The 21447-nt window shown below is 66.3% G+C and carries 22 protein-coding genes; 8 read left to right on the forward strand and 14 right to left on the reverse strand.

Annotated features, from left to right (window positions below):
* Positions 1–135 precede the first annotated feature (135 nt).
* Positions 136–2307 carry a phosphocholine-specific phospholipase C gene (locus R9B84_RS16600; RefSeq protein ID WP_423758768.1) on the reverse strand — a complete coding sequence of 724 codons (2172 nt, stop codon included), beginning with the start codon at positions 2305–2307 and terminating at the stop codon, positions 136–138.
* A 231-nt stretch (positions 2308–2538) separates the two neighbouring features.
* Here R9B84_RS16600 and R9B84_RS16605 point away from each other — a divergent pair, with 231 nt between their 5' ends.
* Entirely contained in the window at positions 2539–3447 is a 909-nt protein-coding gene (locus tag R9B84_RS16605) for a LysR family transcriptional regulator (protein WP_423758769.1), read from the forward strand.
* Positions 3448–3546: 99 nt separating this feature from the next.
* Here the strand turns inward: R9B84_RS16605 and R9B84_RS16610 are convergent, their stop codons facing one another.
* Positions 3547–5187, reverse strand: coding sequence for an L-lactate permease (locus R9B84_RS16610; protein WP_423758770.1), 1641 nt, complete (start codon positions 5185–5187; stop codon positions 3547–3549).
* A gap of 598 nt (positions 5188–5785) precedes the next feature.
* Between R9B84_RS16610 and R9B84_RS16615 the strand changes: the two genes are divergently transcribed.
* Positions 5786–6097 (forward strand): DUF4148 domain-containing protein, encoded by a 312-nt coding sequence (locus R9B84_RS16615; protein ID WP_423758771.1) that lies wholly within the window; start codon positions 5786–5788, stop codon positions 6095–6097.
* Between the two features lie 102 nt (positions 6098–6199).
* Here R9B84_RS16615 and gshA read toward each other — a convergent pair whose 3' ends face one another.
* The 3 genes from gshA to ada form a co-directional block, all read right to left on the reverse strand.
* Positions 6200–7813 carry a glutamate--cysteine ligase gene (gene gshA / locus R9B84_RS16620; protein ID WP_423758772.1) on the reverse strand — a complete coding sequence of 538 codons (1614 nt, stop codon included), beginning with the start codon at positions 7811–7813 and terminating at the stop codon, positions 6200–6202.
* Positions 7814–8264: 451 nt separating this feature from the next.
* The gene (locus tag R9B84_RS16625) at positions 8265–9224 is read right to left on the reverse strand and encodes a DNA-3-methyladenine glycosylase family protein (RefSeq protein ID WP_423758773.1); all 960 of its coding nucleotides are present in this window, start codon (positions 9222–9224) and stop codon (positions 8265–8267) included.
* Entirely contained in the window at positions 9221–10312 is a 1092-nt protein-coding gene (gene ada / locus R9B84_RS16630; RefSeq protein WP_423758774.1) for a bifunctional DNA-binding transcriptional regulator/O6-methylguanine-DNA methyltransferase Ada, read from the reverse strand. The genes R9B84_RS16625 and ada overlap by 4 nt, the downstream gene beginning before the upstream one ends.
* A 430-nt stretch (positions 10313–10742) precedes the next feature.
* Between ada and R9B84_RS16635 the strand changes: the two genes are divergently transcribed.
* The gene (locus tag R9B84_RS16635) at positions 10743–11156 is read left to right on the forward strand and encodes a VOC family protein (protein ID WP_423758775.1); all 414 of its coding nucleotides are present in this window, start codon (positions 10743–10745) and stop codon (positions 11154–11156) included.
* A 21-nt stretch (positions 11157–11177) separates the two neighbouring features.
* On the opposite strand, the gene R9B84_RS16640 is transcribed toward R9B84_RS16635, so the two are convergent.
* The 3 genes from R9B84_RS16640 to speG all read right to left on the reverse strand — a co-directional run bounded on the left by R9B84_RS16640 (position 11178) and on the right by speG (position 13316).
* Positions 11178–11732 (reverse strand): YaeQ family protein, encoded by a 555-nt coding sequence (locus tag R9B84_RS16640; protein WP_031401498.1) that lies wholly within the window; start codon positions 11730–11732, stop codon positions 11178–11180.
* Between the two features lie 189 nt (positions 11733–11921).
* A complete protein-coding gene (sap1, locus tag R9B84_RS16645) occupies positions 11922–12269 on the reverse strand; it encodes a surface attachment protein Sap1 (RefSeq protein ID WP_085043241.1) in 348 nt (115 codons plus the stop codon).
* 489 nt (positions 12270–12758) lie between these two features.
* On the reverse strand, positions 12759–13316 hold the full coding sequence (gene speG / locus R9B84_RS16650; RefSeq protein ID WP_423758776.1) for a spermidine N1-acetyltransferase: 558 nt from the start codon (positions 13314–13316) through the stop codon (positions 12759–12761).
* A 151-nt stretch (positions 13317–13467) separates the two neighbouring features.
* Between speG and R9B84_RS16655 the strand changes: the two genes are divergently transcribed.
* The 4 genes from R9B84_RS16655 to R9B84_RS16670 all read left to right on the forward strand — a co-directional run bounded on the left by R9B84_RS16655 (position 13468) and on the right by R9B84_RS16670 (position 15762).
* Entirely contained in the window at positions 13468–13638 is a 171-nt protein-coding gene (locus R9B84_RS16655) for a hypothetical protein (protein WP_006489933.1), read from the forward strand.
* A gap of 115 nt (positions 13639–13753) precedes the next feature.
* Complete coding sequence (locus R9B84_RS16660; RefSeq protein ID WP_047899361.1) at positions 13754–14002, forward strand: DUF2795 domain-containing protein; 249 nt, start codon at positions 13754–13756, stop codon at positions 14000–14002.
* Positions 14003–14114: 112 nt separating this feature from the next.
* Positions 14115–15473, forward strand: a complete 1359-nt coding sequence (locus R9B84_RS16665) for a sensor domain-containing diguanylate cyclase (protein ID WP_423758777.1) — start codon at positions 14115–14117, stop codon at positions 15471–15473.
* 151 nt (positions 15474–15624) lie between these two features.
* Complete coding sequence (locus tag R9B84_RS16670) at positions 15625–15762, forward strand: hypothetical protein (protein WP_186451687.1); 138 nt, start codon at positions 15625–15627, stop codon at positions 15760–15762.
* A gap of 112 nt (positions 15763–15874) precedes the next feature.
* Here R9B84_RS16670 and R9B84_RS16675 read toward each other — a convergent pair whose 3' ends face one another.
* Both R9B84_RS16675 and mnmE read right to left on the reverse strand, forming a co-directional pair.
* Positions 15875–16102 carry a hypothetical protein gene (locus tag R9B84_RS16675; protein WP_423758778.1) on the reverse strand — a complete coding sequence of 76 codons (228 nt, stop codon included), beginning with the start codon at positions 16100–16102 and terminating at the stop codon, positions 15875–15877.
* Positions 16103–17497: a tRNA uridine-5-carboxymethylaminomethyl(34) synthesis GTPase MnmE gene (mnmE, locus tag R9B84_RS16680; RefSeq protein ID WP_423760013.1), complete on the reverse strand. Its 1395-nt coding sequence runs from the start codon at positions 17495–17497 to the stop codon at positions 16103–16105.
* 338 nt (positions 17498–17835) lie between these two features.
* Between mnmE and R9B84_RS16685 the strand changes: the two genes are divergently transcribed.
* Complete coding sequence (locus R9B84_RS16685; protein ID WP_047899365.1) at positions 17836–18270, forward strand: transcriptional regulator; 435 nt, start codon at positions 17836–17838, stop codon at positions 18268–18270.
* 126 nt (positions 18271–18396) lie between these two features.
* Here the strand turns inward: R9B84_RS16685 and yidC are convergent, their stop codons facing one another.
* The 4 genes from yidC to rpmH form a co-directional block, all read right to left on the reverse strand.
* Complete coding sequence (yidC, locus tag R9B84_RS16690) at positions 18397–20064, reverse strand: membrane protein insertase YidC (RefSeq protein WP_423758779.1); 1668 nt, start codon at positions 20062–20064, stop codon at positions 18397–18399.
* A gap of 8 nt (positions 20065–20072) precedes the next feature.
* Positions 20073–20339, reverse strand: coding sequence for a membrane protein insertion efficiency factor YidD (yidD, locus tag R9B84_RS16695; RefSeq protein WP_258280813.1), 267 nt, complete (start codon positions 20337–20339; stop codon positions 20073–20075).
* A gap of 75 nt (positions 20340–20414) precedes the next feature.
* Positions 20415–20876: a ribonuclease P protein component gene (gene rnpA, locus R9B84_RS16700; protein WP_423758780.1), complete on the reverse strand. Its 462-nt coding sequence runs from the start codon at positions 20874–20876 to the stop codon at positions 20415–20417.
* A gap of 15 nt (positions 20877–20891) precedes the next feature.
* The gene (gene rpmH / locus R9B84_RS16705) at positions 20892–21026 is read right to left on the reverse strand and encodes a 50S ribosomal protein L34 (protein WP_004198824.1); all 135 of its coding nucleotides are present in this window, start codon (positions 21024–21026) and stop codon (positions 20892–20894) included.
* Between the last annotated feature and the right edge of the window lie 421 nt (positions 21027–21447).

Here is a 21447-nt window from a genome sequence, read left to right on the forward strand (position 1 = left end):
TATATATCCTCGCCCCGACACATTGTCAACAGTCTTCAGTTTCCAAAAACCAGTTCCGCTTGCCGGGATGCATCCGGCAGGTGGCCGCCGCACGGCGGGCGAAGCTCGCCCGAACCGTGCGACAGATGCCGGCCGTCAGGCCGTGTGCTTCACCGGCCCCGGGTCGCTGTGGCTCGGCCGGCCCGTTTCGACGTGGCCCGCGAAACGGCGCACGACCTTGTCGTCGCCGCCGCGCAGCGTCGTCGCGGTGATCGTCAGATCGTACCAGCCGTGGCTCGACGACAGCTCGAAGTGATCCTCGATGCGCTCGCCCGGCTCCAGCGTGTAGGTGCGCGCATGCGCATGGCTGTACGCGTTGTCGACCGTCACGCGGCACGTCGCGCGCCCGCTGTTGCGCAGTTGCAGGTACACGTGGCGGTTGCGCACGTCGTAGCCGATCTTCGCTTCGGGGTTCGCGTGGCGGCCGTCCGCGGCGAGCCGCGTGTTGCCCTGGAACTCGCACAGATAACCGTTCGGGCCGTATGCGGCGAGATGGTACTCGCCGTGCGCGGTCGACGTGCTCCACGTATCGACGAAGCGGTCGTGCGCGGACACGGCGTAACGACGCGGCTGCGTCGCCGGGTTGCGGCGGTCGTACACGTAGAATGCCGCGCCCGCGTCGCCGGCGTTCGCGAAGTCGAGCGACACGGTGTCGTCGTGTCCGCTCACGCGGCTGTGCACGAACAGCTCGTACGGCAGCGCACGCGCCGGACGCGTGCCGGGCTCCTGCGCCGGCATCGACTGCTGCGCGGGCACCTGGTACGCCTGGCCGGCCGTCGCGATGTGCTGCGGCACGGTGAAGCTCACAGTGCGCGTGTCGGGGCGCGCGGAGAAGTCGAACGCCGACGTGAGGTCGCCGCAGATCGACCGGCGCCACGCGCTGATGTTCGGCTCCTGCACGCCGAAGCGCGCTTCGAGGAAACGCAGCACCGACGTATGGTCGAACGTCTCCGAGCAGACCCAGCCGCCCTTCGTCCACGGCGAGATGATGATCAGCGGCACGCGCGGCCCGAGGCCGATCGGCTGGATGCCGCCCGGGTCGGCGCCCGGCACGAGCGGGCTCATCTCGCCCGGGTACTTGTTCAGGTCGAGCAGCTCGTCGCCGAGGTTCGACAGCAGGTTCGACGACACGATGCCCTGGCCGCCCACGCCGCTCGTCACCGGCGGCACCGGCGGCACGACGTGGTCGAACAGCCCGTCGTTCTCGTCGTAGTTGAGGATGAACACCGTCTTCGCCCACACCTCCGGGTTCGACGTCAGCGCCTCGAGCACCATGTTGATGTAGAACGCACCGTCGGTCGGCGATGCCTGCGGGTGCTCGCTGTACTTGTACGGCGACACGATCCACGACACCTGCGGCAGCCGGTTCGCCTGCACGTCGGCCTTCAGCTCGGCGAGCGTGTGATCCGACGCGCCCTTGTCGACCAGCGGGCCGCTCGCGCCTTCCTTCACCTGGAAGCGCTTGAAGAACATCAGCGAGTTGTCGGTGTAGTTGTCGGTCGGGTCGCCCGGGATGCCCGTGCCGCCCTGGTACACCTTCCAGCTGATCTTCGCGTTCTCGAGGCGTTCGGCGTAGGTCGTCCACGTGTAGCCGTTCACGTCGTCGCGCTCGCCGATGCCCGGGCCATTCGGCGGGTTGCCGTAGATGTTGCGCGGGTCGACCGTGCCGGTCCACAGGTAGATGCGGTTCGGCGCGGTGTCGGCGTGTGCGGAGCAGAAGTACGAATCGCAGATCGTGAACGCGTCGGCCAATGCGTAGTGGTACGTGAGATCCTGGCGCTTCAGGTAGCCCATCGTCAGCACGTCCTGCTTCTGGTTCACCCACTGGTCCCACTGGCCGTTGTTCCAGGACAGGTGGCCGCTGCTCCAGCCGTGGTTGGTGCCCGGCTGGAATTCGGTCGTCTGCTTCGGGTCGAGGTAGAACGGCAGCACGTACGGCGCCGACGGGTCGAGGCCGCGCGAATGGTAGTTCTTGGTGAACACCGACGCCGGCGGCTGCTGCCACACCGGTGCGCCGCTCGGCAGCAGGTGCGGGCGCGGATCGTTGAAGCCGCGCACACCGCGCAGGCCGCCGAAGTAATGGTCGAACGAGCGGTTTTCCTGCATGAAGATCACGACGTGTTCGACGTCGCGGATCGTACCGGTGCGATAGGCGGCCGGCATCGCCAGCGCGTTGCGGATCGCGGGCGGGAAGCCCGCGTAGGCGGCCATCGCGCCGGCCGACTGCGCGGCGAGGCGCAGGAAATCGCGTCGATTGTTCGAGGACATGAAGAAAACCCTGTTTTCGGTAGGAGTGGGGTCGCCGGGCGAGCGGGGCCGGCGGTCGGTGCGTTGCCGCTATTACCCCGCACCGGCATGTCCCGGCCGTGACCGGTTCCAGCAGGTTTCTTGCGGTGACCCCCAGCTTTTTTTCGAAGCGGCGCACGACGCGCCTTTCATGCGGCCGACACACGCATGCGCTACGCTGACGCGCGATGAAGAGGGGGGAGAAGCCGAGTCGTGTTCGATCAGCTGAAGGCATTCCACGCGACCGTCCGGCAGGGCAGCATCACGCGCGCCGCGCGCCACCTGGGCGTGAGCCAGCCGACGATTGCCGCGCAGATCCGGCAGGTCGAGCAGGTATACGGCGTCGAGCTGTTCTACCGCAGCGGCCGCAAGCTCGAAGTTACCGAGACGGGCATCGAGCTGCTGCCGCTCGTCGAGAAGATGATCGCGCTCGAGGCGCAGGCCGACATCATGCTGCGCAACGTCGGCGGCCTGTTCGAAGGGCACCTGCGGATCGGTGCGACGGGCCCGTACTACATCATGGACGCGGTCGGCCGCTTCTCGAACGCGCATCCGTCGATCGCGCTCACGTGCCGGATCGGCAACTCCGAGGAAATCCTGCAGGCGCTGCAGGAATTTCGCATCGATCTCGCCGTCTCGTCGCAACGCAACGACGCCGACGGCCTCGAACGCAAGGTGATCTCGACCGATCCGCTCGTGCTCGTCGTGCATCGCAACCATCCGCTCGCGCGTTTCGACGCGATCGACCCGGTGCAGCTCGCCGACGTGCGGCTGCTGATTCGCGAGGAGGGCTCGGTCACGCGCCGCTGCACGGAGACGATCCTCGCGACGGCCGGCGTCGCGGCCGCGTCGGTCGCCGAGATCGGCAGCCGCGAAGCGATCCGCGAGGCGATCCTGCATGGCGTGGGCGGCAGCCTGTTTCCGCTCGGCGAGGCCGAGCGCCATCCCGACCTGCGCGTGATTGCGCTGCGCGGCATCGACACGACGATCGACGAATACGTGTACTACCTGAAGGCGCGCCGCCAGAGCCCGGCGATCGACGCGTTCCTCGCATGCATCCTGCCGGCGGAGCATGCTGAGAACGACGCGAAGCGCGCGACGCGGCGGGCGAACGCGCGCTGAAGCGCCGCGCGTTCGCCGCTTTCGCGTTTTTCCTGGCGCCTTCCAACGCGCCTTCCCTCGTTTTTTCCTCGTACCTTCCTTCTCGCGTCCGGCCACGCGTCACTTCGGCAGCGCCGGAATCATCCACGTGAACACGTGCTGCTGCAGGAACACGAGCACGCCGAGCAGCAGCGTGAGGATCACGCTGTGCCAGAAGGTACGCGCGAACACGACACCTTCCTGCCCCTTCAGGTCCGTCGTCGACACGCCCGTCGCGATGTTCTGCGGCGAGATCATCTTGCCCATCACGCCGCCCGACGAATTGGTCGCGGCCATCAGCACCGGATCGAAGCCGAGCTGCCTGGCGGCGACGACCTGCAGGTTGCCGAACAGCGCATTGCCCGACGTGTCGCTGCCGGACAGGAACACGGCGATCCAGCCGAGCGACGCGGACACCAGCGGGAACAGCGCGCCCGTCGACGCGACGCCGGTGCCGAGCGTGTAGCTGATCCCCGAGTAGTTCAGCAGGTACGCGAGCCCGACGATCATCATCACCGTGATGATCGCGATCCACGTCTGCCGCCACGTCTTGACCACGCATTCGAAGAACGCGCCGACACCGGTGCGCGTCAGCGCGGCCGTGATGATTGCCGAGAGCAGGATCGCGGTGCCCGTGCCGAGCGGCTGGAAGTCCCAGATCGCCGCATACGGCTTGTGGTACAGCGACACGAACACCGCATTGTGCAGGCCCGGCCACTTGATCTTCACGTCGCCGATCGCCGCGACGCTCGCATGCACCCACACGATCACGACCACCGACACGACGAGCCACGGCAGCCAGCCGCCGAAGCCCGCGCGCGCGGCGCCGGCTGCCGCAGGCACGCTGCGCGCGAGCGCGTATTGCGGATCGGGCTGCGGCTTCCACACCTGCAGGAAGCCGATCGTGACGATCAGCGACGTGAGCGACGACAGCACGTCGGTGAGCTGGTAGCCGAGGAAGTTCGACGTGACGAACTGCGCGAGCGCGAAGCTGGCGCCCGACACGAGCAGCGCCGGCCACAGCTGCCTGATCGAACGCAGCCCGCCATACGCGCCGACCACATAGAACGGCAGCAGCAGCGCGAAGAACGGCAACTGGCGGCCGACCATCGCGCCGAGCGTCGCGGGCGGCAGCGACGTGACCGCGCCGAGCACGGTGATCGGCACGCCGAGCGCGCCGAACGCGACCGGTGCCGTGTTGAACAGCAGCGTATAGGTGAGCGCTTCGAGCGCGGGGAAGCCGAGCGCGATCAACAGTGCGCTCGTGATCGCGACCGGCGTGCCGAATCCGGAGATCCCTTCGAGCAGGCAGCCGAACGAGAACGCGACGACGAGCAGCACGAGGCGGCGGTCGTCGGGCAAGTTGTCGAGCATCCACTGCCGGAACTGGTCGAAGCGGCCCGACTTCACCGCGATGTTGTACAGCAGCAGCGCGTTGAAGACGATCCACATCACGGGCACGACCGCGAGCGCCATGCCCGCGCCGACTGCGTTGAACGCGAGCCCGGCCGGCATGCCCCACGCGCCGATCGCGACCGCAAGGCCGGCGACGAGCCCGGCGAGCGACGCCTGCCACGCGGGGCGGCGCAGCACGCCGAGCGCGATCAGCGCGACCGCGATCGGGATCACCGCGACGAGGAAGGACAGGAGCAGCGAGTTGGCGACCGGCGTCAACGGCTGCGCGAAGACGATGCCGGGCGGTAGGGCGTCGGTGGGGTTCATCGTGTCTCCAATGTCGACCCGGGTTAGCGCTTTAGCGCTTACTCGGGTCCCATGCCTTGTGCGGTCGACCCGGGTTGGCGCTGCAGCGCCTATGTCGGACCGAGTTAGTGCTTCAGCACCTACTCGAAACCCATGCTTTGCATCGGGTCCCATGCCTTGGGCCGGCGACCCGGGTTGGCACCTTGGGCGTGCCCCCGGATTCAGTACAAGGCGACTTACTTCAGTCACGACAACGATCGGGCGCTTGCGCACGCAACTACGTAGCACGGCCAACCGATCAGTCGCTTAAAAGAGGTTAGGAGGCGCGCGGCGCTTGTACAAGGGGGACAAGCCCGAAATGTAGCGACCCGATACGAACCGTCCGCCACACGATGGCCGGCAGTTGGCGGGCCGCTGTCGCGCCCGACAGGAAACCCGTCGCGAACGATTCACCGGCGGGCGCGAAGCCGACGCCATCGCCCGCGTAATGTTGCGCGCGCGACAAAGGTGACTACCGACAAGCGGGATGTTTCGTTTGGCGTCCGAAGCCTAGACTGGCCGCATCGATTCCGCCCGCGCCGACGACGGCGCGGCACCGGAACCTCACGGAGCAAACACGATGAAGACGTTGAAACACGCGGCATGCGCATTCCTGCTGACCGGCGCGGCTTTCGCCACCCACGCTCAGGCCGCATCGACGCTGACGCGCGCGGAGGTCCGCCAGGAACTCGCGGAGCTGCAGGCCGCCGGCTACCGGACGAGCCTCGCGAGCAGTCCCGACTTTCCGGAGAACATGCAGGCGATCATGCAGCGAGCCGCGCAGGCGCGCGGCGACGATGCCGGTTACGGTAACGACGGCCGGGCGCACGTCGAATCGGGCAAGCCGGCGCTGCCGCACGCGATCGATCGCGGCACGTACGCGCATCACTGATTGCCGACCGGACCGGATTGATCGCGCCACGGTGCGGCGCAACCGGCGACGGAGATACGTATCGTGCACCACGCCGATCGACGCGGTGCACGTACGCGATCGTCACACGCTGAAGCGGTTCAGCGTATAAGCGCGATAGGCCGCGACGAACGCGTCGAACGATCCGGCCTCCTTCGCTTCGAGCTCGGCCTGCTCGGCCAGCGACTTCGCGGCGAGCGCCTGCTCGGTGCGCAGCGTGTCCGCCGACGGCGGATGCGCGCGGAAAAACGCGGCATGCGCTTCGCTCTGCGCCAGCGCGAACGCGAGGAACGACTGCCCGTTCTCGCGCATCGTGCGCAGCACGCGCGCGGACGGCGTGCGCTCCGGATCGGCGAGCTTCTCGCGCTGCGCGGCGATCGCGCGCGCATGCTCGTCGCCGCCGCGGATTTCATCGAGACGGCGGCCGATGGTTTCGATATCGGCCATCAGGTCGTCCGCCCACGCCTGCATCGTGATCGGCTGCCCGTCGCGCGACAGCGTGAGCCCCGGCTTGCGGCCTTCCATCGTCACGCTGCCGAAGTTCGCATTCGCTTCCTTGTACGCATCGCAGTCGAGCGGTGCACTGTCGTCGAGCGCGCACGCGAGCAGGAACGCGTCGATGAAGCGCGCGGTCTCCAGCGCGATGCCGGTCGGTTCGAACGGATCGATGTCGAGGCAGCGCACTTCGATGTACTGCACACCGCGCGATGCGAGCGCATGCAGCGGGCGTTCGCCCGAATACGTGACGCGCTTCGGCCGGATCGTCGAGTAGAACTCGTTCTCGATCTGCAGCACGTTCGTGTTGATCTGGATCCACTCGCCGTCGCGATGCGTGCCGATCGCCTCGTAGGCGGGATACGGCTCGCTGACGGCCTTCGACAGCGCGTCGAGATAACCGGGCAGCGTGTTGTAGTCGACGTGCAGCGCGGCCTGGGCCGTCGTGTTCGAGTAGCCGAGATCGCTCATCCGCAGGCTGGTCGCATACGGCTGGTACAGCGTATCGGCGTCGAACGGTTCGAGCTTGTGCGGCTTGCCGCGCAGGAACTTCGTGTCGAGCGCGGGCGACGCGCCGAACAGGTACATCAGCAGCCAGCTGCGACGGCGGAAGTTGCGGATCTGCGCGAGATAGCGCTCCGACTGGTAATCGACGAGCGTGGCCGTCGACCCTTCTTCCGCATGCAGGCGCCGCCACACTTCCTCGTGCAGCGAGTAGTTGTAGTGGATGCCGGCGATGCACTGCATCGTGCGGCCGTAGCGATACGCGAGGCCGCGCCGGTACACCGTCTTCAGGCGGCCGATGTTCGACGTGCCGTAGTCGGCGATGGGAATCTGGTCGTCGGCCGGCAGCAGGCCCGGCATCGAGTCGTTCCACAGCATCTCGTCGCCGAGCGACGCATAGACGTAGCGATGCAGATCGTCGAGGCGTTCGAGCGTGATCGCGGCGTCGGGTTCCGCGGGCGTGATCAGCTCGATCAGCGCTTCGGAATAGTCGGTCGTCAGCGCCGGGTGCGTGAGTGCCGAGCCGAGCGTGCGCGGATGCGGCGTGAACGCGATCATCCCGTCCCGCGTCACGCGCAGGCTTTCCTTTTCGATGCCGCGCAGGCCGTCGGGCAGATGCTGCCGCGTCGGGCCCGAGCTCAGTGCTTCGAGGCGATTCAGCAGCAGTTCGGACTGGCGGTGAGTCATGGTGTTCGACATGGAGACGCAAGTGCGTGACGGCCGCGCGCAGAACGCCGCGCGCGGCCGGCTGGATTGTTGGTCGCTTCGTTGGTAGCGGGCACTTTAACATCTCGCCGGATCACGCGCTTGAGGTGGCCGCGGGCATGGCGCGCGGGCCGGAGCGGGCCGCCGGACGGGCCGATCGCGGCGGTCGCAGCGTGTGTTACCGGTTTCAGGCGGCACCGATGGGCACGTCGGTCACTTCAATTCGTCCGACGGAACCTGACGCGCGGACAGGTGGCGGCAGGTGCAACCGGGCCGACGAAAGCCGCGTGCGCGCGCGTGGCGCGCCCGGCATCCGACAGGCGCCGGATTCGCTGAATCATCGTGATAGCCCGCATCCGGCGGGCAGCCGGGAATGTCAGCACGGCCTGCGCAACGGGTTGCATCGCGGCCTCGTCCGGTCGCACCGGACCGCAGGCCGCCGCCATCACCCGCCGCGCGCGCCGCCCGCCCGGTCGGCGACTTCGTTCCACAAATGCAGCGCCGCGTAAGCACGCCACGGCCGCCAGCCTTCGGTACGGCGCTTCTGGCTCGCCAGCCGGTCGAGCGCCGGATCGCGCGCGGCGATCGACTGCATCAGCACGAGATCGGATGCCGGCCACGCGTCCGGATCGCGCCACGCGCGCATCGCGATGTATTCGACGGTCCACGGGCCAATCCCGGGCAGATCGAGCCACGCGCTGCGCAGCGTCGCGAGGTCGGCATGCGCGCAATCGACCGGCACGTCGCCTGCCGCCACCGCGCGCGCCACGCCCGTCAGTGCCGCCACGCGCTTGCCGGGCATCCCGATCTTGTCGAGATCGCACGCGGCCAGCGCGTCGGGCGTCGGGAAACGCCATGCCGGCGCGCCATCGTCGATATGCACCACGCGCTCGCCGGCCCGTTCGACGAGCCGGCCGACGATCGTCGTCGCGGCCTTCACGCTCACCTGCTGGCCGACGATCGCGCGCACGGCCAGCTCGAACCCGGACCAGGCGCCCGGCACACGCAGCCCCGGCGCAGCCTCGACGAGTGGTGTGAACCATGGATCGCGCGCGAGCCCATCGCCGATCGCAGCCGGATCGGCGCCGAGGTCGAACATCGTCGCGACGCGCGCGGCGAACGCATCGTCGACATGACGCGCGACCGCCCCTTCGACCGTCGCGATCAGGCAATGCTTGCGCGGATGTTTCGTGACGGTGAGCCGGCCCGAGTCGCCATGCAGGTCGACGATGCGGCGATACACGCCGTCCGCGACCTGCTCGACACCCGGGATCGCGCGCCCGCTGAAGAAGCGCAGCACGCGCGCCCAGTCGTAGGGCGCGTTGAAGCGCAGTTCCATCTGCGCGGACGGCGGCACATGGCCGCCGTTCACGGTTGACGTGATCGTTGTTTTAGCGATGCTCAAACTGCACTTCCCTCCGTCACGGCTTCGTTTTCATCGTTATGCGCATGACGCGCCTCGGCCGCGAGCAGCGTCGCCTTGCGGCGCACACCCCAGCGATACCCGGCGAGCGCGCCGCCCTTTTGCACGACGCGGTGGCACGGGATCGCGAGCGCGACCGGATTCGACGCACACGCGGACGCGACGGCGCGCACCGCGCGCGGCGAGCCGAGCGCCTCGGCGATCTCCGAGTAGCTGCGCGTTTCGCCGTACGGAATATGCGTCAGCGCTTCCCACACGCGCTGCTGGAACGCGGTCGGCGCGATGTCGAGCGGCAGGTCGAATGCGTGCCGCGTGCCATCCAGGTACGCACGGATCTGCGTGACGAACGGCGCGAGCCGCGCGGACGATTCGACCAGTTCGGCACGCGCGAACGCGTCCTTCAGCTCGCCCACCAGCAACGCCGGTTCGTCGCCGAACGCGATCCGGCAGATGCCCTGTTCGGTCGCGGCGACGAGCACAGTGCCGAGCGACGTCGACGCGGTCGCATAGTCGATTCGCAGGCCGGCACCCTGGCGGCGGAACGCGGACGGCGCCATCCCGAGCTCGCGCGGCACCGACGCATAGAGGCGCGACGGCGAGTTGAAGCCCGCATCGACGGCCGCCTGCGTGACCGGCTGCCCGCTTTGCAGCGCCTGCCGCAGCGCGGCGCCGCGCTGCGCGGCCTGGTACTGCCGCGGCGACACGCCAACCACGCGCTTGAACAACCGCTGAAGGTGGAACGGGCTCACGTGCACGGCATCGCTCAGTCGCTGCAGCGTGAGCCGCTCGGCATGCGCATCGAGCACCGCGCACGCTCGGTTGACGATCTCGAGCTCGCGCGGCAGCCCTTCCGGCTGGCACCGCTTGCAGGGACGGAAGCCGGCCGCACGCGCGGCGGCCGGATCGGCAAAGAAGGACACATGCTCGCGGCGCGGCAGCCGCGACGCGCAGGTCGGGCGGCAGAACACGCCGGTCGTGCGCACGGCATAGAAGAACGCGCCGTCCGCATGCGGATCGCGCTCGGTCACGGCGCCCCAGCGGGCATCGTCGGTCGGATAGGCGGTTTTCATCTGAACCTCGCACTCTCTAGTGTAGATGGTGCCTACTCTAGACATCGGCACGTGCCGTCGCGCCCTGAATCTTGCTCTCTGATTCGTGCCGGCGAACCGGGGACACATCATTCAAGAATAAATCGGATAAACCACGTGCGCCGGCCGTTCCGGCGCTGTTTTCGTCATCGTCCCGTCACCATTTTGCTGCAGTGCGGATGCGACAGATCGCCGTCCTGACGTTTTTTTGCATTCGGAATATTGCGTCGCACCATCGCCGTGTGTATAGTTGGAACTGTCTCCTCCATGTCTCCTCCTGATATGGATTAAGCCCGTTCCGCTCTGCGTGAACGGGCTTTTTTTCGTCTGTCGATTGTGCCGTGTTCCGGCCGGCGGCGCAGGCGCGATGCGTCTACACTCGATGCTCACCGACTGCGAAGGGAACCTGCCCATGAAACCGACCATCCGCGCGATCGATCACATCGTGCTGCGCGTGACCGACATGGCCGCAATGACGCGCTTTTACTGCGACGCCGTCGGCTGCCACGTGGAGAAGGAACAGCCCGATCTGGGCCTCGTGCAATTGCGCGCCGGCGATGCGCTGATCGACCTGCTGTCGGTCGGCGGCCCGATCGACCGTCCCGACAGCGGCCCGCCCGGCACGGGACGCAACCTCGATCACCTGTGCCTGCGCGTCGAGCCGTTCGATCCCGACGCGCTGATCGCGCATTTCGCCACGCATGGCGCGCGGCCGGGCGCCCCCGCGGAACGCTACGGCGCCGGCGGCTACGGGCCATCGATCTACCTGTTCGATCCCGAAGGCAACATGCTGGAATTCAAGGGGCCGCCGGCCGCGATCGGCTGAGCGCGGCCGGCGCGCGGGCCGTCACGCGCCCGCGCGCGCCTTCAGCACCGTCCATTCGACCGCGACCGGATCGTGGTCGGCGCTCGAGATCCACGCCGCGCCGTCCTGCACCGTGCACTGCAGGCGCATCGTGCGCTCCGCGAGCTGCCCGAGCGCGGCCGCGACGCCGTCGGCGAGCGACAGCACCTGCACGTTGCGCAGCCGCTCGACCTTGCTGCGCACACCCTGCCACCAGATATCCGACGTCTTGCCGCCGTACGCGATCACCGTGACCTGCCCGGCGCGGCCGGCCGCCTTCGAGATGCGCCGTTCGTCGGGCTGGCCGGCCTCGATCCACACGTCGATCGCGCCCGTCAGGTCCTTCTGCCACAGATCGGGCTCGTCGACGTCCGACAGCCCCTTGCAGAATTCGAGCCGCTCGTGCGCGAACAGCGCGAACGCGACGATGCGCACCATCATCCGGTCGTCGGTTTCCGACGGATGGCGCGCCACCGTCAGCGCGTGATCGGCGTAGTAATGCCGATCCATGTCGGCGATTTGCAGTTCGGCTTTGTAGATCGTGGATTTCAGCGCCATGCGGATGCGGCCCGGGCGGGCATTCGGTTCGGTCGGGCCGTGATGATACCGAATGCGCGCCGTCCGGCGCGTGTCATGTGCGCCCCACAGCGCAACGGCCCGGCATGCACCGGGCCGTGTTCGGTTCGCGCCGCCGGCCGATCGGGCCGGCGCGCTCGCGCGTCGTGCGACTGCGCGGTGAACGCGCGGTTATTGCTTGACGAAGCGCGAATCGGTCCAGAGCCCCTGCTGGTCGCTGTTGTCGGCGCTGACGAACTGCACGTCGCCCTGGTCGACCGACACCACGCGGAAGCGTTGGCCTTCCGGCACCGACAGGCAACGGAAGTCGTCGAAGTACTGCTGCTTCGCCTGCGACTTGCCGTCGCGTTCGTGACTCAGTACGGAGTCCAGATTGTCTTTCGACAGGCAGCCCCATGCATTCTTCGTCAGCTGGATTTCCTGCGTCGGCTTGACCGCCGAATCGCCGCCGGCCTGGGCAATCGACACCGCGCAAAATGCGCCGACGAGGGCAAAAAGGATACCGGTACGCTTCATCATCTTTTGTCTCCAGGCTTGCGGGCACCAGGCTTGGGTTAGCTATGTGTTTAAAGGTGATCGTCAACCCGCATTTTTCACTTTAGAAGACCGGCAAGCGATAGCAAGCACATTTGTTGTGCGACTGCAATAGCGGCGGATTGTCGCACCCCGTGCGCAGCCCGTTTTTTGCGCGATGCACGCGAGTGACAAAACCTGCCGCGTGGATGACAGGCCCGTGACGTCGGGCGGAGAGCGTTATCCGGCATGACTTTCATGCAAAGTTACGATGCGGCGATTGAACGGTTTGGATAATCCATTTCGATATCCGGATCATTTTGATGCGTTGCACATAAAGTCATCCGAAACGATCCGACTTTACCGCAGCGCGGAACCGCATTTACCTGATACAAGAAAAATGCCAGGTATAAGCGCATCCGTATTTATCAGTATTTCCCCGCATGCATGCTGCGCCCGCGCAAGACGTGCCGCGGGCGTTTTTCGTCAGCGTGTTTACCCTGCGTTATTCGGGGCCGATTGCTGGCGCTCGAAATAATCGCGCTGGAAGATGCACATGCGATAAGCGTTGTGATACGCACCGTTGCCGAAAAATTCTTCCTTCAATTCGGCCTCGTGCTGGAATCCGCATTTCTCGTACACGTGAATCGCCGCCGCGTTCGACGTATCGACGATCAGGTACAGCTTGCGCATGTTCAGCACCTTGAATGCGTACTCGATCGCGAGGCGCGTCGCCTGGCCTGCATTGCCGCGCCCCTGGCATTGAGGCGCGATGATGATCTGGAACTCGCCGCGGCGATGGATGTAGTCGAGTTCGATCAGCTCGACGAGGCCGACCAGTTCGCCTTGCGCATCGGCCACGACGAAACGGCGCTCGCGCTGGTCGTGCACGTGGCGGTCGTACAGTTGTGACAGTTCCGAGAAGGTTTCGTACGGCTCCTCGAACCAGTAGCGCATGATCTTCGCGTTGTTGTTCAGCTCGTGGACGAAGCGCAGGTCCTGGCGCTCCAGCGGCCTCAGTGCGAGCGTGTTGGTATCGTTCTGGAGTTGCATGTTCATGTCCTTTTTGATGCCGGCGCACGTGCGGAACGCCCGCGCGGCGCGGCCGCGTCCGGGCCCGTTCCGCACTGTAAGAAGTTGAACGCGGGCGAAGCTCAGAGCCTAGAATGGGAGCAAGGGTTCCTGCCACCGCAAGGAGGCTATCGTGATCGAGCAAGTCATACTCGGAATTTTCCTCGTGCTGCCGCTCGTGATCGTGGCGGCGCTGTTCTCCGACGAACTTTGGCAGGAACATCGGCGCCAGCATCCGCGCGACGAAAACGCCCCGCACATCGACTGGAAGCATCCGTGGCGCCGCGTGCGACGCGGGCATTGAGTCGATCGCCGTCGATCCGCGGCGCGCGCCGGCCGGGTCGCCCCAGGTCCGGCAACGCGTGGTGCGCCCATATTCCGCTTCGATCCGATTCCCGCCCAACCCGCGAGACGCCGACGTGAACGACAAACCCGCCCTCCCTCCGCACGATATCCCCAGCGAAACGATCGACCTGCAGATCGCCGATGTGCTGGCGGCCGTCCGCTACCCGGCGAACAAGGATGCGATCGTCGATGCCGCGCGCGATGCCGGCGCCAGCAACGAGGTGCTGTCGATGCTCGACGGCCTGCCCGAACAGGACTACGCGGACGTCGACGCCGTCACGCACTGGGTCGCCGGCAACTTCGGCCCGGGGCTCGGCATTTGAGCCCGAGCCAATAACGCGATAGGATCGGGCCGCACCGGTCGCGCCGCGGCCGGGATGCGTGCCGCCCCCGGCGCAAGACCGGGCGTTCGCGCACGCGCGTCCGGGGGACTCCATGGAAGGCATCCTGATCCAGCACACGACGCGTCGTCAGCTCTGGTTCGGCGCACTGACGGCGCTCGTCATCCTGCTCGTACTCGTGATCGCCGCGCCGCACGCGAACGTCACGCTGCCGGTTGTCGAGCCGTTCATGCCGATGTGCGCGCTCACCGTGTTCACGACCGCGAGCATCGCGGCGTTCTTCCTCGGCGCGCAGTTCACCGTGACGCGCCAGCCCGTGCTCGGCGCGCTCGGCGGCGCCTATGCGTTCACCGCGCTCGCCGTCGCGCTGCAGTTGCTCACCTTTCCGGGCGTGTTCGCGCCGCAGGGCCTGTTCGGCGCGCGACCGCAAAGCGCCGCGTGGATGTGGATCTTCTGGCATGCGGGCTTCCCGTGCTTCGTGATGGCCGCGCTGCTCGCGCGCGAGCGGCTGACGCATGCACCGGTCGGCGAGCAGCAGACGCGCCGGTGGGCCGTCGCGCTAGTCGGCGGGCCAGCCGCCGCGGCCGCGCTGCTGTGTGCGCTCGCGCTGAACGTGTCGCTGCCGCCCGCGTTCCATCCACCCGGCGACGCAGCCGTGCTGCCCTTCAACGGCGTCGCGCTCATTGTGTGGATACTCAATGCGGTTGCGCTCGTGGCCGTGCTGGCCACCGGCCGGCTGCGCACGACGCTCGACCTGTGGCTCGCGATCGCGGTGCTCGCGTGCCTCACCGACACGACGCTGAACCTGCTGACCACGAACCGCTTCACGGTTGGCTGGTATGTCGCGCGCGTGTTCAGCATGTTCACGCCCGGCGTGCTCGTGTGCGTGCTCGCATGGGAAGTGACGATGCTGTACCAGCAGCTGTTCGAGGCGCACGCGACGCTGATCCGCTCATCCGCGCGCGACGGGCTGACGGGCGCGTTCAACCGCAGCCACTTCAACGATCACTTCCACACGCTGTTTCTGCAGGCAAGAAGGCAGGGCGAACCGCTGTCGCTGCTGATGGTCGACGTCGATCGCTTCAAGGCGTACAACGACGCGTTCGGTCACGTGAAGGGCGATGCGTGCCTGATCGCGGTCGCGAATGCGTTGGCCGGCGCGGTGAGGCGGCCCGCGGATATCGTCGCGCGCTACGGCGGCGAGGAATTTGCGATCGTGCTGCCGAACACCGGCGCGCGCGGTGCGCGGGTCGTTGCCGAAGAGGCGCGCGAAGCCGTGTTGCGACTCGATCTCGCGATGCCTGCTTCGCCGGCAGGGCGCGTGAGCGTCAGCGTCGGCTGCGCGACCGTGTCGGCCGACGATCTGTCGACGCCCGACGCGTTGATCGAAGCCGCCGACGCCGCGCTGTATCGTGCGAAGGATGCGGGGCGAAACAGGGTCGTCGTCGCCTGAAAACGTCTGGTGTTTAGGGCATTTGTTACGGTCATTTTGACCGGAATAATGCGCCGTTACGCAAAGCGGGGCAGGGATACCAATGCTTACAGCCCGTGTTGCGGGCGCTCGCTATGCTGGGTTTCATATCGAACCCGAGCAGGTGAGCGCCATGAAGAAAACCCTTTTGCTGATTGCCGGCGTCGCCGTGTTGCTGAGCGGCTGTATCGTCGTGCCTGACGGCGGGTACTACGGTGGTGGCGGGTATTACGGTGGCGGCGGGTATTACCATCATCGTCATTGGGATTGATGATGGTGAAGCGTGTGGCGCCTCGATGGCATGAACGTTGAAGCGCCGCTTCGATTGCGGGCGGTTCGGATCGTCGATCGATGCGCGATCGACGATCCGAACCGTGAAGCGGTCAGGCCGGCTTCGTCAGGTCGGCGTGCATCAGAAACACTTGTAGCGCGGCGAGCGTTTCATAGTGGAGACGCTCGAGGCGCGCGTCCTTTTCCGCGTCTTCGATCAGGTTGGCGTCCGCATCCGGTTGGTACGGGTCACCAAGCAGTTCGGCCAGCGTGCGAATGGCCAGCACATCGTCATCGGTTTCGAGGATCGCCTTGGTGAGATCGATCGTCGTGCCGTCCAATCACTTCCCGATACAAAACCTGCTGAAAATCACCCCCAGCAGATCATCCGAAGTGAACTCCCCGGTAATCGCATTGAGCTGTTCCTGCGCGAGCCGAAGCTCCTCGGCAAACAGATCGAGCGACTGCGCCCTTTGCTCCGCATGATCCGCCGCCTGCGCCAGATGCTCTTGCGCCGCTCGCAGCGCGATCAGATGCCGTTCGCGCGCGAGATACACGCCTTCGGCCCCCGCCTGCCACCCCGCGATCCGCAGCAGCTCCGCACGCAGCATGTCGATCCCGTCGCCGCGCTTCGCCGACAGATGCACCTCGGTCAGATCCCCTTCCGCCGCCGGATGCTCGACGCAAGCCGACACGCCGGTCAGATCCGTCTTGTTCAGCACGCGCACCACCGGCACGCCGCCCGGAAACCGCGCGGCGATCGTCCCGTCATCCGGCGTCATCCCCGTGCGCGAATCGAGCAGATGCAGCACGACGTCCGCGCGCTCGATCTCGCTCCACGTGCGTGCGATGCCGATCCGCTCGACTTCATCCTCCGTCTCGCGCAACCCGGCCGTATCGATGATATGCAGCGGAATTCCTTCGACCTGAATCGTCTGCGCGACCTTGTCACGCGTCGTCCCGGCGATCGGCGTGACGATCGCCAGCTCCGCGCCGGCCAGTGCATTCAGCAGCGACGACTTGCCAACGTTCGGTTGCCCCGCGAGCACGACCGACAACCCCTCGCGCAGTAGCGCACCCTGCCGCGCATCGCCAAGCACATGCGCGAGCTGCGCACGGATCTTCGCGAGCTTGCCGCGCGCATCGGCCGCTTCCAGGAAGTCGATTTCCTCCTCCGGAAAATCGAGCGTCGCCTCGACCAGCATCCGCAGCGTGATCACGTCTTCGACGAGTGCGTGGATCTGTCGCGAGAACGCGCCATCGAGCGAACGCCCCGCCGAACGCGCAGCCGCCTCGGTGCTCGCCTCGATCAGGTCGGCAACGGCCTCAGCCTGCGCGAGGTCGAGCTTGTCGTTCAGAAACGCGCGCCGCGTGAACTCGCCCGGCTCCGCGAGCCGCAGCCCGAAGCCGCGCCCGGCATCCAGGCAGCGCTGCAGCAGCAGTTGCATCACGATCGGCCCGCCGTGCCCCTGCAGCTCGAGCACGTGCTCGCCGGTGTACGAGTGCGGCGCCGGGAAATACAGCGCGATCCCGCGGTCGAGCGGCGCGCCGTGCTCGTCGAGGAACGGCACGTAGCTCGCATGGCGCGGCGCGAGCTTCTGCCCGCACAACGCGTCGATCAGCGGCAGCGCGGCCGCCTCGCCGCCGCGCCCGAACGACACGCGGACGACGCCGATGCCGCCCCGACCGGCAGCAGTGGCAATGGCGACGATCGGATCGGAATCGGTAGCGAGCATGGGAATCGGATGAATCGGGTGATCAGGCAGTGAGTGGTGCGCCCGCGCAACAGTTCGGGCATCGGAACGCCGGCATTGTAGCGTGCCGGCATACACGCCACCGGGCGCCACGCGGGATTCGGACTCGCCCGAATTTATCCCACCGGGGATAAGTCGAGTATCAGTCCAGCGCGATGACACCGCCACCGTTTCGGACGAGTATGTTTGCCAGAGCGGCCTGACGTTTCGTCCCTCAATTTCGCCGCCGATCCGGCGCAAGGATGCGATTCGTCCAAATGGGATACGTTTATCCCATGTGGTTGTCTGAAACACATCGGTGGAATTGCACAATCTCCCCCATGCCGACATCCGAAGAAAAAGCCGCGTTCTCGGAACGCCTGAAATTCGCCCTGCGGCGCAGTCCGGAGAAGGTTACCGGCGCGACAGAGCTTGCGAATCGGTTCAATCTGCGCCACCGCGGAACGCATCCCGTTTCGCCGCAAACCGCGCACAAGTGGCTGACGGGCCGCACGATTCCGACGTCGGACAAACTCGAAACGCTCGCCGAATGGCTGCGCGTCGAACTGCACTGGCTGCATTACGGGCCGTCGCCGAGCGTGATCGAACACCCGACGCCGCAACCGCTGCCGCGCGACGAACGCTATCCACCGACGCCCGAGACGATCGAACTCGCGTCGAAGATCGAGGCACTGTCTCCGCATCAGCGCTACCTCGTTCAGGAACTGGTCGAGCAGTTCTACGGCGAACCGAAAATCGAAGCGAAGAAGGCCTGACCGGCAACGGCGCGCGCATCGCACACCGCGCACCACCGCCGGGAAACAAAAAAGCCGCATGGGCGAACCATGCGGCTTTTTTTGCGTGCATCGCGGGCGGCTCGCCGCCCACGGGTGCAACGGGCGTCAGGCCGGTTTCTTCTTGGCCCCGCCGAGCTTGCGCGTGATGTAGTACTGCTGCGCGATCGACAGCACGTTGTTCACGACGTAGTACAGCACGAGGCCGGCCGGGAAGAAGAAGAACATGACCGAGAACGCGATCGGCATGAACTTCATCATCTTCGCCTGGACCGGGTCCGGCGGCGTCGGGTTCAGGCTCGTCTGCACGTACATCGACACGGCCATCAGCACCGGCAGGATGAAGAACGGATCGCGCTGCGACAGGTCGTGGATCCACAGAACCCACGGCGCGCCGCGCATTTCGACCGACGCGAGCAGCACCCAGTACAGCGAGATGAACACCGGGATCTGGATCACGACCGGCAGACAGCCGCCGAACGGATTGACCTTCTCGGTCTTGTACAGCTCCATCAGCGCCGAGTTCATCTTCTGCGGATCGCTCTTGAAGCGTTCGCGCAGCGCCTGCATGCGCGGCGTGATTTCCTTCATGCGCGCCATCGACTTGTAGCTCGCGGCCGACAGCGGGAAGAACACGGCCTTGATCAGGATCGTGAGCAACACGATCGACCAGCCCCAGTTGCCGATGTAGCCGTGGATCTTCTCGAGCAGCCAGAACAGCGGCTTCGCGATGATCGTCACCCAGCCGTAGTCCTTCACGAGTTCCAGGCCCGGCGCGATGCCTTCGAGCATGCGCTCTTCTTCCGGACCGGCGAACAGGCGTGCCTGCACGTCGGCCGACTGGCCCGGCGCGATCGCGGCGACCGGCTGCTTCACGCCGACGCGATACAGCGTCGGATCGATCTTTTCAGCGTAGATGTCGCGCTTCGTGCCCTGCTGCGGAATCCATGCCGACGCGAAGTAGTGCTGCACCATCGCGACCCAGCCGTTGTCGGCGGACTTCTCGAAGTTCGCCTTGTTCTTGTCGAGGTCGCTGAAATCGATCTTCTGGAAGTGCTTCGCGTCCGTATAGACCGCCGGCCCGAGGAACGTGTGCGAGAACATCGGCGTTTCGACGGCCGTGTTGTCGCGGACAAGTTCCATGTAGACCGTCGGCGTGACAGGCGCCGTGCCGACGTTGTCGATCTTGGTGTCGACGCCGATCACGTAGCTGCCGCGCGTGAACGTGTAGGTCTTGACGACCTTCACGCCGCCCTTCACCGGCGATTCGAACGACAGCTTCAGCGCGTTCTGGTCGCCCGTCATCGACGTCGAGCCGGCGTTCACCTGCGTGTAGACGTCGTTGTGGTTCGGGAAGTCGCCGCCGAGCAGGCCCGAGCGTGCGAGATACGTGTGGCCGGCCGTGTGGTCGAACAGCGTGATGTACAGGTCGGGCTGCTTGCCGTCGCCCTGCTTCTTCAGCGTCAGCTTCGCGAGCGTGCCGCCGCGCGTGTCGATTTCGCCGTCGTACACGTCGGTCGAGAACTTCACGAGCTGCGCCTGGGCGGCCGGTGCCGTCGTCGACGGTGCGGCGCCTGCTGCGGCAGCAGGCGCTTCACCTGCGGTCGTCGTCGTCGCGCCCGTGCCCGATGCGCCGCCGGCAGCCGCCGCGGGGGCAGTCTGCGTGGCGCTCGGGAAGAACATCGACGGGCGTCCATGGGAACGCTGCCAGTTGTCGTACAGCATGACAGCTGACATGAAGAAGATCACCCATAGGACGGTGCGTTTGATATCCATGCGTTGTCTCAGAGTCGATGGGACCGCGCGTCGGCTTCGCCGCGAGCGCGAGTGTCGGAGGTGGGCGGCGGGACGAGGTCGATGCCGCCCGCGGAAAACGGATGGCATCGGCACACGCGCCTGACGGCGAGATACGTGCCGCGCGCGGCGCCATGATACTGGATTGCCTCGCGCGCGTAATCCGAACAGGAAGGATAAAAACGGCAACGGTTGCCGAGCAGGGGGCTCACGGCAACCTTGTAGAAGCGCAGCAAGGCGATCAATACCGTTTCCATACCTTGGGCGACGCCGTTCGGCGCCGCGTCAAAACCGGCCGGGCGGGCGCGAACGCCGCACCGCGAACGGATGCGTCACTCGGACGCGGGCTTCGACGCACGGCGGGCGATCTCCCGGACTGCCCTGTCGAGCAGCTCGCGGATTTCCGCCGCGCACATCGCCGCGAGCGGGGCGGAAGCCGCGCTCGGCAGCGCTTTCTTGTCGAAGCGCGTGTGCTGCCGCAGCAGCAGGTCGTAACCGGCGAATTCGGCCCGGCGCAAGCGAAACGCGTCGCGCGCCAGCCGCTTCACGAGGTTACGCGTGACTGCACGCGGCGCAAACTTCTTGCCGACGACGAGCCCCAGACGCGCGGGCTGGCCGGTCGGCTTGCCGTAAATCACGAAGTGCGCGGTACGCCGCCAGGGGCGCAAACGAAAAACGGATGAAAATTCATCCGTTTTCAGAAGTCGCGCAGCTTTCGGGAAGGCGGCTTTCGTCTGCGACGGATTCGCACCCGGCTCGACGGCACCTTCCGCAGGACTGCGGACGGCGGACACAGCGTGCAACCTGCCTTAGATGGCGAGGCGCTTGCGGCCCTTCGCGCGGCGAGCGTTGATGACCTTGCGGCCACCTGCCGTCTTCATGCGGACACGGAAGCCATGGGTGCGCTTGCGGCGCGTCACGGACGGTTGGTAAGTACGTTTCATGATGTTCTCACTTGTTCGAGAATGTCGAAATTCAGGGGACCGCGTGCCCTAAACCGGAGGCATTCGGGCGAACGCAATCGCCGGGAATACAGGATTGGTTTTCGCGGAACCCGCTATTTAAACCGTTTTTCTCTTGACGGTCAATACTTTACGAGTCACGCGCCTGTACCGGCCTGCGCCGATCCGGCCCCGCGACCCACAATCACAGCCTGTGGATAAGTCCCGCTGTGGCCGCGTTTGGCGGTAGAATCTCGCCTTATCTCCAAGAATCCCGCACGCCGCTTCGGCTCCCGCCTGCCTCTCCACGACTGTGACGCAGGCGTCCGAGGCACGCTCGCACGACCGCTTCGGGCCTTGTTGCGTGACCGCGACAAGGGCGCCGGCGAGCCGCGCTGTGCATGCAAAAAACGACAGTTACTTG

Source organism: Burkholderia sp. NLJ2, assembly GCF_049487195.1.
In the GTDB taxonomy this organism is placed as follows: Bacteria; Pseudomonadota; Gammaproteobacteria; order Burkholderiales; family Burkholderiaceae; genus Burkholderia; species Burkholderia pyrrocinia.

What these genes read in the sequence shown, in the direction of transcription:
- R9B84_RS16685 (WP_047899365.1), top strand. Translation starts at nt 17,836, where the DNA reads ATGCCGACATCCGAAGAAAAAGCCGCGTTCTCGGAACGCCTGAAATTC.
- yidC (WP_423758779.1), bottom strand. Translation starts at nt 20,064, where the DNA reads ATGGATATCAAACGCACCGTCCTATGGGTGATCTTCTTCATGTCAGCT.
- sap1 (WP_085043241.1), bottom strand. Translation starts at nt 12,269, where the DNA reads ATGATGAAGCGTACCGGTATCCTTTTTGCCCTCGTCGGCGCATTTTGC.
- R9B84_RS16640 (WP_031401498.1), bottom strand. Translation starts at nt 11,732, where the DNA reads ATGGCGCTGAAATCCACGATCTACAAAGCCGAACTGCAAATCGCCGAC.
- gshA (WP_423758772.1), bottom strand. Translation starts at nt 7,813, where the DNA reads ATGTCGAACACCATGACTCACCGCCAGTCCGAACTGCTGCTGAATCGC.
- R9B84_RS16610 (WP_423758770.1), bottom strand. Translation starts at nt 5,187, where the DNA reads ATGAACCCCACCGACGCCCTACCGCCCGGCATCGTCTTCGCGCAGCCG.
- R9B84_RS16600 (WP_423758768.1), bottom strand. Translation starts at nt 2,307, where the DNA reads ATGTCCTCGAACAATCGACGCGATTTCCTGCGCCTCGCCGCGCAGTCG.
- yidD (WP_258280813.1), bottom strand. Translation starts at nt 20,339, where the DNA reads ATGGAAACGGTATTGATCGCCTTGCTGCGCTTCTACAAGGTTGCCGTG.
- rpmH (WP_004198824.1), bottom strand. Translation starts at nt 21,026, where the DNA reads ATGAAACGTACTTACCAACCGTCCGTGACGCGCCGCAAGCGCACCCAT.
- R9B84_RS16635 (WP_423758775.1), top strand. Translation starts at nt 10,743, where the DNA reads ATGAAACCGACCATCCGCGCGATCGATCACATCGTGCTGCGCGTGACC.
- R9B84_RS16665 (WP_423758777.1), top strand. Translation starts at nt 14,115, where the DNA reads ATGGAAGGCATCCTGATCCAGCACACGACGCGTCGTCAGCTCTGGTTC.
- R9B84_RS16615 (WP_423758771.1), top strand. Translation starts at nt 5,786, where the DNA reads ATGAAGACGTTGAAACACGCGGCATGCGCATTCCTGCTGACCGGCGCG.
- speG (WP_423758776.1), bottom strand. Translation starts at nt 13,316, where the DNA reads ATGCAACTCCAGAACGATACCAACACGCTCGCACTGAGGCCGCTGGAG.
- ada (WP_423758774.1), bottom strand. Translation starts at nt 10,312, where the DNA reads ATGAAAACCGCCTATCCGACCGACGATGCCCGCTGGGGCGCCGTGACC.
- R9B84_RS16670 (WP_186451687.1), top strand. Translation starts at nt 15,625, where the DNA reads ATGAAGAAAACCCTTTTGCTGATTGCCGGCGTCGCCGTGTTGCTGAGC.
- mnmE (WP_423760013.1), bottom strand. Translation starts at nt 17,497, where the DNA reads ATGCTCGCTACCGATTCCGATCCGATCGTCGCCATTGCCACTGCTGCC.